7 protein-coding genes are annotated in these 10,016 nt (G+C 41.6%); all 7 read right to left on the bottom strand.

Features of this window, described 5'->3' with window-relative positions; genetic code table 11:
- A partial coding sequence (locus ACPLUI_RS06935) for an aminopeptidase P family N-terminal domain-containing protein (protein WP_424659540.1) occupies window positions 1-359 on the bottom strand: 359 nt, incomplete at its 3' end.
- Window positions 360-399: 40 nt separating this feature from the next.
- The gene (locus ACPLUI_RS06930) at window positions 400-2,133 is read right to left on the bottom strand and encodes a hydantoinase B/oxoprolinase family protein (RefSeq protein WP_424659539.1); all 1,734 of its coding nucleotides are present in this window, start codon (window positions 2,131-2,133) and stop codon (window positions 400-402) included.
- A 57-nt stretch (window positions 2,134-2,190) separates the two neighbouring features.
- Window positions 2,191-3,189 carry an ABC transporter permease gene (locus tag ACPLUI_RS06925; protein ID WP_424659538.1) on the bottom strand — a complete coding sequence of 333 codons (999 nt, stop codon included), beginning with the start codon at window positions 3,187-3,189 and terminating at the stop codon, window positions 2,191-2,193.
- The gene (locus tag ACPLUI_RS06920) at window positions 3,186-4,676 is read right to left on the bottom strand and encodes a sugar ABC transporter ATP-binding protein (RefSeq protein ID WP_424659537.1); all 1,491 of its coding nucleotides are present in this window, start codon (window positions 4,674-4,676) and stop codon (window positions 3,186-3,188) included. Before ACPLUI_RS06920 ends, ACPLUI_RS06925 begins: the two co-directional genes overlap by 4 nt.
- Before the next feature lie 131 nt (window positions 4,677-4,807).
- A complete protein-coding gene (locus ACPLUI_RS06915) occupies window positions 4,808-5,845 on the bottom strand; it encodes a sugar ABC transporter substrate-binding protein (RefSeq protein WP_424659536.1) in 1,038 nt (345 codons plus the stop codon).
- 78 nt (window positions 5,846-5,923) lie between these two features.
- Window positions 5,924-8,002: a hydantoinase/oxoprolinase family protein gene (locus tag ACPLUI_RS06910; RefSeq protein WP_424659535.1), complete on the bottom strand. Its 2,079-nt coding sequence runs from the start codon at window positions 8,000-8,002 to the stop codon at window positions 5,924-5,926.
- A gap of 332 nt (window positions 8,003-8,334) precedes the next feature.
- A complete protein-coding gene (locus ACPLUI_RS06905; protein ID WP_424659534.1) occupies window positions 8,335-9,780 on the bottom strand; it encodes a sigma-54 interaction domain-containing protein in 1,446 nt (481 codons plus the stop codon).
- Window positions 9,781-10,016 lie beyond the last annotated feature (236 nt).

The raw sequence follows: 10,016 nt of genomic DNA, 5'->3' as shown, positions 1-10,016 counted from the left end.
ATGCTTTGGATATTGAAAAAAACGGAGACAGGCATCGAATCCTCCACCAATAATCTACATCCTTCATGTTTAGATATCGCGGAGAGAACCATCTCCAGCATTTTATATGGATTATCACCATCATCCCAAAGCATCGTTTTTGTAACCCATGATGCACTAACTTCATCCTGGTATAGTTTAGGGGCAATTATTACAGGCTCTCCTTCAGTTGGTACTATAAACAGGAACAATCTCTCATGAACACTCGATGGATTAATACCTGTTAAATAGTACAAATTTGAGCCAGGAGAGATTAAGGCACCTTTATACTCTTTAGATATGGCCTTATAAAACCTTAAAAAAGTCTCATACTGGAACATATATGACAATCCTTTCAACAAAAGTTTTATACAAACAAAATTATCGTTCAGCCCTTAATTTATTTGTTGATTCCCAGTCAATACAAAGCAATTCAGGATTGATAATAACGCCGTATTTCTCCCTGGCAATATCAAGAGTTATCAAACCATTTTTATAATCGTCAAGTACCAGCAGAGGATCCCTCTTGAGTGGGCTCCCCCATCCTGCACCACCACCGCTTCTAATACTGACGACATCACCTTTTTTGAGCATGAAATTAGAAGCTCTTCCGCCATCCCAAATATTTTGACCATCCCTTAATACAACTATATGATTGCATGATCCTTCTTCCCCGCCATTGACTGCCCAGGGAGCGTATTTAATTCTATTAATAGAACAGACCAGATTTGCCTCATCGGCAAGTACTCTATAATCTTTCCTCATTCCAAAGCCACCACGGAAAGTACCGTGTCCTACGCCATCTTCCATATTAAACCTCATACATTCAACACGTATCGGATACTCCTTCTCAATAACTTCGACAGGATGACAATAGGTTTCACCATCAGCTGCAGAAACAAGACAGGACTCGCCATCCTTATCAATCCCCGCACCCCATCCTCCAGGATTAGGTTCACATAGAATTTTATACTGACCATCTCTTGGGTCAACCATGCTAAGCGTTTCACTGACCACAGACAGAAAATGTCCGGCTGTAAATCGTTCAGGCAGGTGCGGTGCCAGGGCTTTCCATATCAAATCTACAGCATAGAAAAGAGTCTCCCAATAACAACTTACCGGAGCTGGAGGAAGAGCATTAAATAAGGTCCCTTCGGGACAGACCACCTCAACCGGTTCGAGGAAACCTTGATTGAGAGGCACATGGGGATCAGTAATAGCTGTAAAAGCCGTTGCCACGGCAGTATAGATACCAGCATACGTAGTATTTATGGGAGCCTTAACCTGAGCTGGATTATCCGAGAAATCCACCAGGAATTTATTATCCGTAATAATCACCCTGGCAGTAATCCTGAGATCATCATCCATGCCTTCATATATTTCAATTTTTTCTTCCGCAAAAAATTCACCTTTTATTAACTCTTGAAGTCTGTTCCTGGCTAATAATCTTCCATCATTTAATCTATCATCCATGGCATGAAGAACATAATCTACACCATATTTATTACATAGCTCATTAAGCCTGCCATAAGCATAACGTAAAGCAGCAGCGAGTGCTTCCAGGTCACCATAGACATAATCGGGGATTCTGGTATTTCGCAAAATTAACCTGACAACCTCATTATTAAGTTTACCTGCCCTGTAAAAGTGCGATGTGGGGATTATTAAGCCCTCCTGAAACACTTCAGTTGCATTTGGCCCCCAACTGCCAGGATTCATCCCCCCTACATCATTTACATGACCCCTTATCGTAGCGATTGCAATTATTTGATCCTTATGGAAAATAGGCATTGCCAAAGCAACATCATTCAAGTGGGTACTAATTCTGTATGGATCATTAATGATAAAAATATCACCAGGACTTAGACCCAAATCAAATTTATCAACATCCTCCATAACAGCTTTAGCTATAATTGGCATTACTCCCAGAAAGACAGGGACACCCGTACCAATAGATATCAGATCTCCCTGACTGTTAGTTAAGGCGGGAGCAAAATCATATGTTTCGTAGATAATACTACTCTTTGCTGTTCTAACAGTGGACCAGAACATTTCCCTCGCAATGTTATCCAGCGCATTCTTAATAATTCTAATTGTTACAACATCCCTGGCCATTTCAATCACCCCTGATGCTATTATTTTTGCAGACCTAATATCTCTTAGCCACAAAAGTTAAGACCTGGCCCTTTCTTTGGTCAAAGTATCCATAGCAACAGCAAAGAATATAACAGCCCCTTCCAGTATATATTGATAAAATGGGGGAACATTTAATATATTAAACCCATTTTCTATGAGTCTTAAAAGAAATACACCAAAGGTTGCACCTAAAATTGTACCTTCCCCACCAAGAATACTTACTCCACCAACAACAGCCCTGGCAATTGCCTCAAGAGCGAGATCGCCGCCCATATTAGCATGACCCTGGCATATACGAGAAACACTGATGGCACTTGCCAGGCCAGCACTTAATCCTGTAAGTCCAAATATAATAATGCGCATCAAATCAACTCTAACACCCGACAGACGAGCTGCTTCAATGTTTCCACCAATAGCATAAACATATCTACCAAAAGTTGTTCTACTCAGCAAAATACCAGTGACAATAGCAAAAAGCATAAAAAGATAGGTCGGATACGAAATCCCAAAAAGTTTTCCCTGACCAAGAACTGCGAATCGATGATTGTCCACAACAAATAAATTTCCATTAGTTAATACAAAAGCCACACCCTGGATAATTAATCCTGAGGCCAGCGTTGCTATAAAGGAATGTATACGCAATAACGTCACGGCAAGGCCATTAATCAACCCAATAAATAGACTTACAGCAACTGCAGTAAAAAGTCCCAGTTCAGGATGCCCACTCTGAGCGATCATAGCAGCGAGAGACCCACATAAGGCAAAGATTGCACCACCTGAAAGATCAAAATTACCACTTATTATGGCAATTGCATAGGCAGCCGTCATTATACCAATTTCTGCTGATTGATCAAAAATATTACTAATATTGCGCAGCGAAAAAAAACTTGTATTTGAGACTGAAAGAAATACAAAGACCAAAAAGGTTGCAATAATAACACCGTAATTTCTCATAAGTGAAATGAAATTTATATGAAATACCTTATTTTCCACAAGAGGCAAAGGCACTGAAATGTCATTCTTCTTATCGCTCATAACAGTTCATCCCTTTCTACACTCGAAAAGATCGCATACATCACATCATCTTTGGAAAAAGGTGGTTTGTCAAATTCAGCTACAATCCTTCCCAATCTCATAGCAATTACTCGATCTGCCAGACCAAGAACCTCTTCTAATTCGGACGAAATTAACAAAACAGCCATCCCGGCCTTCGCCAACTGAACTATTAATTGGTATATTGCTTGTTTCGCGCCAATATCAACACCACTAGTAGGCTCATCCGCTATCAGGACACGTGGTCTATTAAAGAGCCATTTAGCGAACAGAACCTTCTGTTGATTACCCCCTGATAGGTTTGCAATTTTTATACCGGGGTTGCGCGGCCTAACATCCAATTCTTCTAGCAATTCCTGTACCTGAGTGCGCTCATAATTTCTCTTAATATAAGATAAGGTAGAAACCCTCCCAAGATGTGGTAGTGTAACATTATGGGCCACATTAAGCCCCATTATCAAACCTTGTAATTTCCGGCTCTCCGGCAATAAAGCAATTCCAGCTCGGATAGCATCTCCAGGGTGCCTGATCTCAACTTTTTTCCCATAGATCTTAACTGTACCTTGATCGACACTATCAGCACCAAAAATTGCTCTGGCCACTTCTGAACGTCCACTGCCAACAAGACCAGCAATACCCAATATTTCGCCTGCTCGAATACTAAACGTCACATCCTTAAATTTTCTTTTGCTTGATAAACCCTCGACAGATAGCACTACAGGGGCATTTCGTGAAGGCATAGTTTTTTCAGGAAAAACATTGACAATTTCTTTTCCTATCATTGCTTTGATTAAGCTGTCTTCAGTTTCTGAGAAAGCGGGAGCTGTTTTAATAACACGGCCATTTCGCAAAACAGTTATATTATCCGACAAGCTTAAAACTTCTTTCAGAAAATGGGAAATATAAATAATTGTCCTTCCAGCCTCTTTTAACTCACGCACAATCTTAAGCAATTTGATAGTTTCCTCAGAGGATAGCATTGCTGTTGGTTCATCCATGATAATCAATTGTGCGTCTCTGGCAATTGCCTTAAGAATTTCGACCTTTTTTTGGTCAGCAATGCTGAGATTTCTAACAGGAATATCAGGTGATAAATTGAAGCCTGATATGGAAATAAGTTCAGTAAATCGTTTGCGCATTTGATTTTCCCAGATCAAGCCAAACCTGTTCCTCTCCATGCCCAGAAAAACATTTTCAATGACTGTTCTTTGAGGAACCAGGGTCACTTCCTGGGAAATCATTATAATACCATTTTGAAGCGCATCATGTGGAGATTTATAATTTACAGGTACACCGTTATACAATACAATCCCATCGTCGGGACTGATAACACCACTTATAATCTTAGCTAATGTTGATTTTCCTGCACCATTCTCACCAACAAGGCCGTGAATGGTGCCTCGCATAACAGATAAAGAAATATCTGAAAGCGCCTTTATACCATAAAAACGCTTGTTAATATTCTTCAATTCAATGATGTTCCTGTTATCAGCCGGCGCATTCAATATGTCTCTCACCACCATATTAAGGTGAATTGGAGAAAAGAGGCATTGCGGTAGCCCATATCACAAGAAGATAAGGGCTACCGCATAGAACCAGATCACCATTGAGGCTTATATTCATGCGCATTCTCTGGAGTAATCATCGGCCCTTCAGGAGGCAAAGGAGGTCTCATGTCTTCAAGATTGATAGACCTGGGTATTTTCTCGCCCCTTACTGCTTTAACGGCATTTTCAAGGCATAATTGGCCTTCAGTATATGGTATATCAGCATAGCTAGCATACCAACGTCCTTCTTTTAATGCCTGGTAGCCCTGTTTGCTACATCCATTCCCAATATACTTAACACCTTTAATGCCTAATTCCTTCGCTGCATCTTCCGCCCCCAGGGTCATCTGGTCACCAGTTGATACTACAATATTTATATCGGGATGTGCCTGAAAAACATTCATCATAATATTCCTGGCCGTAGCACGATCATAATTGGCCTGCTGAAAAGCAACCACTTTAATATTCGGATGATCCTTAATTTGATTTAAAAAGCCTTCATAGCGATCTCTATCAATAGTTTGACCCTGACTCCCAATCAGAAAAGCCACCTTGCAAACCTTCATACCTTCACTGGCCTTAACTGCATATTTCCCCAACCAGTTTCCAGTTGACCAACCAGTTCGACCGACAACGCATGAAACTCCATCAGGATATGGCTCCAGGGAACGAATATTTGGACCCAATGGGGCATCAACTGCTATAACCTTAATACCTTTATTTATGGCTTCCTTCACGAGAGGCACAACAGCATTTGTATCTTGCGGCTGAATAAGTAAAGCATCAAATTTACCGGTCGTAATCGCATCCTGAATCTGATCATATTGCTTTTGAACACTAAACTCGCAATCAAAAACCTGCAAACTGGCATTATACTCATCAAGTTTACTCTTGACACCATTCAGCAGAGCCTGGTTCCATTCATTGGCACTGGCGAGCTCAAATAAAGCAACCCTGATTTGCTTATTATCATTGTTCGAACCCGAATTTTTTTCATTGCCGGCCTTATTACCACAACCAGAAGCAAGGATGGAAACTACAAATACGAGCAACACGAGTACTGTCTTTAAAAGAGCAGGTTTTCTTAGCAACTTCGTTCCCTCCACTTCAGTAGATAATTTTCACCCTATATTTCGAAAAGATATTCAAAACCACCCCCCGTATAATTCCTAATCATTTCTGGTTAAAACCAGATTACCATAATCATCATGATAGGCCTTAAAATTCTTTATTACGATAGCAGTGGAGGTATCTCCCTCAATGATACAGGGACCCTGGAGTGTTACATTGGACGGCAGCTTCTCCTTCTTATAGACCGGTACACGAACGATTTCACTTCCATTATAAACCTCTCGCTCACCTAAATAGGCATCTTCTATTGACCCATCGTTCAGGTGTTTTTCAATACTCGGATGTTTAACCCTATAAACACCAACAACATCAAAGTTAACTATTTCCACGCCACTCTCGGGCAAATTAAACCCAAATTCTTTGTAATGCGCTTCATGGAATAGCTCCTGGATTTTATTGATCTCTTTTATGCCAAGATCACCATCAGGACACAGAATCTTTAATGTATGTGCTTGTCCAATATACTTCACATCCAAATACCTCTGTATGACAACAGCCCCAGAATCAATGTCTTCACTTTCAAATGTGCTTTTAATTTTACTTTCCAATTCCCTAAAGGCAGCATTTAGAAATTTTAAAAAGCTTTCCTTCGCTTCAATCAGCGTAATGCTGGTCTGTACCATTTCATGTCTAATGTCCAATCCAATCATGCCCCATGCATTAAATACACCACTTGGTATAGCAGGGATTATTATCTTGGGTATGGCCAGCTCTTCTGCAATGAACGGTGCCATCATCGGGCCGGAGCCACCGTGGGCAATCAACGTAAATTCTCTCGGATCAAAACCCCTTCTAATTGAAATTAATCTTATCAAATTTGCTGAATTGTCATTAGCAACCCTGATAGCTGCATATGCAGCATCTTTTATATCAATACTCAACTGCTCTGCGATATCCTTGAATGCATTTTCGGCTAAATTTTTATCTATCTTAAGTTTACCACCGAGCAAATAATTTGGGTTTAAATATCCAGCAACCACATACGCGTCAGTTAATGTGGGTTTATTTCCACCCATCCCATAACAAGCAGGTCCCGGTCTGGCACCAGCTGCCTTGGGTCCAACTTGAAGGTTCCCAGCTTCGTCAACCCATATTATGCTCGTTCCACCAGTCCCAATCTCGTGAATATTTATGACTGGAACTCTCGTGGGATAACCTGCATTCCACTCATCTTGCTCAATCCAGTATTCAGTGTTTACTTGCGGAGTCAGGTCTTTAGCAAGACCTGCTTTCGTTGTTGTGCTACCGCCATCAATCACTATTATATTATTCTCATCCAGAAGCCGGCCCAGGATAAGGCCTCCCATAATTCCAGCAATCGGGCCACCTTCTACTGTTGTGATAGGAAATTTTTTGGCATAATCTGAAGTTGCCATACCGCCGGCAGCCAGGGTTAAGTAAAATATTCCTCTGAAACCCCTACCCTGGAGTGCTTGTTCGAGTTTCTCTATATATTTTACAAATATCGGTTGAACATAAGCGTTTAAAACAGCGGTGTTAAAGCGTTCGTATTCTCTCCATTCACGACTCAGGTCGCTCGATATGGTTACCAATGGCATATCAATGCCTTTTTCTCTAAATATTTCTTCCACAACTTTTTTTGCCTCTATCTCATGAATTGGATTCTGGTAACTGTTTATGAAACCAATTGCAATCGATGCAGCATCTTTATTAATGAGTGATAGTGCTGCTTTCTTTACTTCCTCCTTCCCCAGCATTTTATATATACTTCCATCAGAATCTATTCTCTCATTTACCCATTCAGTCATATATCTGTTGACGAATGGGACTGGCTTCCTATATTTAAAGTTGTAGATATCCCTTCTGTTAGCTCGCTGAATATCCAGAATATCGTACCCGGCTGTCGTTATAAAACCAACGTTTGCCCCATTTCTGGTTATGATTGCATTTATAACTACTGTTTGGCCATGTATTAATTGAGTTGTATCTTCAATGTATACGCCTTGTTTTGCCAGTTCCTCAATTCCCCGGATAACTCCTTCTTCAAAATTTGGTGGCGTTGATTCAACTTTTACCCATGCATGCTTTCCACTTTCCAAATCTACTGCAAATAAATCTGTAAACGCTCCACCGATATCTACTCCAATTCTCCACATTTGCTACGGCACCTCTTTGCATTCTTTTATTATACGGAAACCATCTTACTAATTTAGCAAAATTTATGCCGAAAATTGTATTTTTAAAAATAATTGAACATTTGGTGCCGAACGCAATCTAACGTCCTTATGTCTGTCCCATATTAAGGACATCTCGGAAAATAACCAGAAGCTCATTGAACCTTTTAGCAGTAAAAAATCTCAAAAAAAGATGACCTCCGGCAGAGAATCAGGTCCCCTTGTTAACATATCCTCCCATAATCTTCTCTGATCAGGAATGAAAAAGGGCGTCCCAATTTTAAGACGCTCCGTCCCATTTTCAAGACACAATCTCAAATCTTATCCACTTGCTCCGGTATAAACTTTTTGGTTAACCCATATTTTTTTATTTTATTGTGTAACGTCTGCCTTGGTACTTTCAGTAGCCGGGCTGCCTCCGCATAATTTCCGTTGGCCACGCTTATCGCTTTGAGAATCAGGTTCTTTTCAAAATTTTCAACCGCCTCACCCAGTGGCGGGAGCTTCACTTTAGAACTGTATTCGGGAGATTGCTCCTCCCCGGGTGAGAAATAATTACAGTTCTGGGGCAGATCTTTTACCTCTATAATCTCTCCTTCTATAAAGTTCATGGTGCTTTCTATGATGGATTTCAGCTCCCTGACATTTCCCGGCCACCGGTAATTCATGAAAAGTTCCATGACCTCAGGAGAAACACCCCTCACCTTTTTCCCCAGTTGCCTGTTATAAAGCTTAATGAAGTGTTCGGTCAGCAACGGGATGTCTTCTTTCCTCTCTCTGAGCGGCGGAATTGTCAGGGATATCACATTCAACCTGTAAAATAAATCCTCTCTCAGGAGCCTGGCCTCGACCGCCTTTTGCGGAACTTCGTTGGTGGAGGCTATAACCCTCACATCGACCACGGTGGTCCGTACCCCTCCCACCCTCCTTATGACGCCGTCCTGCAGTACCCTCAGGAGCTTGGCCTGGAGCTCCACGTCCATGGAATTAATTTCATCTAAAAAAAGTGTGCCCCCGTTGGCCAGTTCGAAAAGCCCCGGCCTGTCTCTGGCTCCGGTAAAACTGCCGGCGGTGGTGCCGAAGAGAATCCCTTCCAGGAGGGTCTTTGGCAGAGCCGCACAGTTCTGGGCAATAAACGGCCTGTCCCTCCTTAAAAGGCTGGCGTTGTGTATGGCCTGAACCAGCAATTCCTTCCCAGTTCCGGTCTCTCCGTAAACCAGAATGGGGGAAGAACTATCTGCAACCTTCTTTGCTTTTTCAATCAATTCCCTGATAACATGGCTACTACCGATTATGTTATCAAAGGTGTAAATTGCCCTGCCGTCGTTGTAATTTTTTTCACAGGATGCTTTTTTATAAAGTTCTTTTTGTAGCGAGATGATCTTTTCCGATAACTCCTTTACGGTGGACAGTTCCCTGTAAAGTTCGAAGGCCCCTGCTATCTTCCCACCATGAATCAGCGGCATGGTGGATGTTACGGTGGTAACCTTTTCGCCCCGGTAATTACAATAGGTCTGAACATGCTCAATCAGGGGCTTGCCGGTCCTCAGGACGTAGTAAAAAGTACTTGTTTCCGGCGTCAGGTCAGGAAATATCTCCAGGATGTTTTTACCTATGGCTTCCCGGGGACCTATGCCCGCTATCTGGGTTACAGGCTCGTTGTAAAATATGACATTCGCTTCTGTATCCACTACCAGAATCCCCTGCTTCAAATGGGTCAGCATGGATTGGAGGAGGAATTTATAGTCAACCAGAGCCATCAACATCCCCTCCCCGTGCCACAATTAAGAATTTGAGCGCTCGTTTTAAGCGCCCTCTACAAGGTGATAAAATATTTTTATGACTTATGATGACGAACTTCCCCGAAATATAACACATGCTCAATATGCATGATACCAGTGTTCAAACGTTTTGTAAACAGTTCAGTGGCTAACCATTCTATACGAATCAAAATCTTTCTTACATGTGTTTCAAGACGGGTGGTCCCCCCAGTAAA

The sequence above is a fragment of the Desulfofundulus sp. genome, assembly GCF_049701015.1.
In the GTDB taxonomy this organism is placed as follows: domain Bacteria; phylum Bacillota; class Desulfotomaculia; order Desulfotomaculales; family Desulfovirgulaceae; genus Desulfofundulus.
The sequence above is the reverse complement of the archived record's forward strand: the minus strand, read 5'-3'. Positions and strand labels throughout refer to the sequence as shown.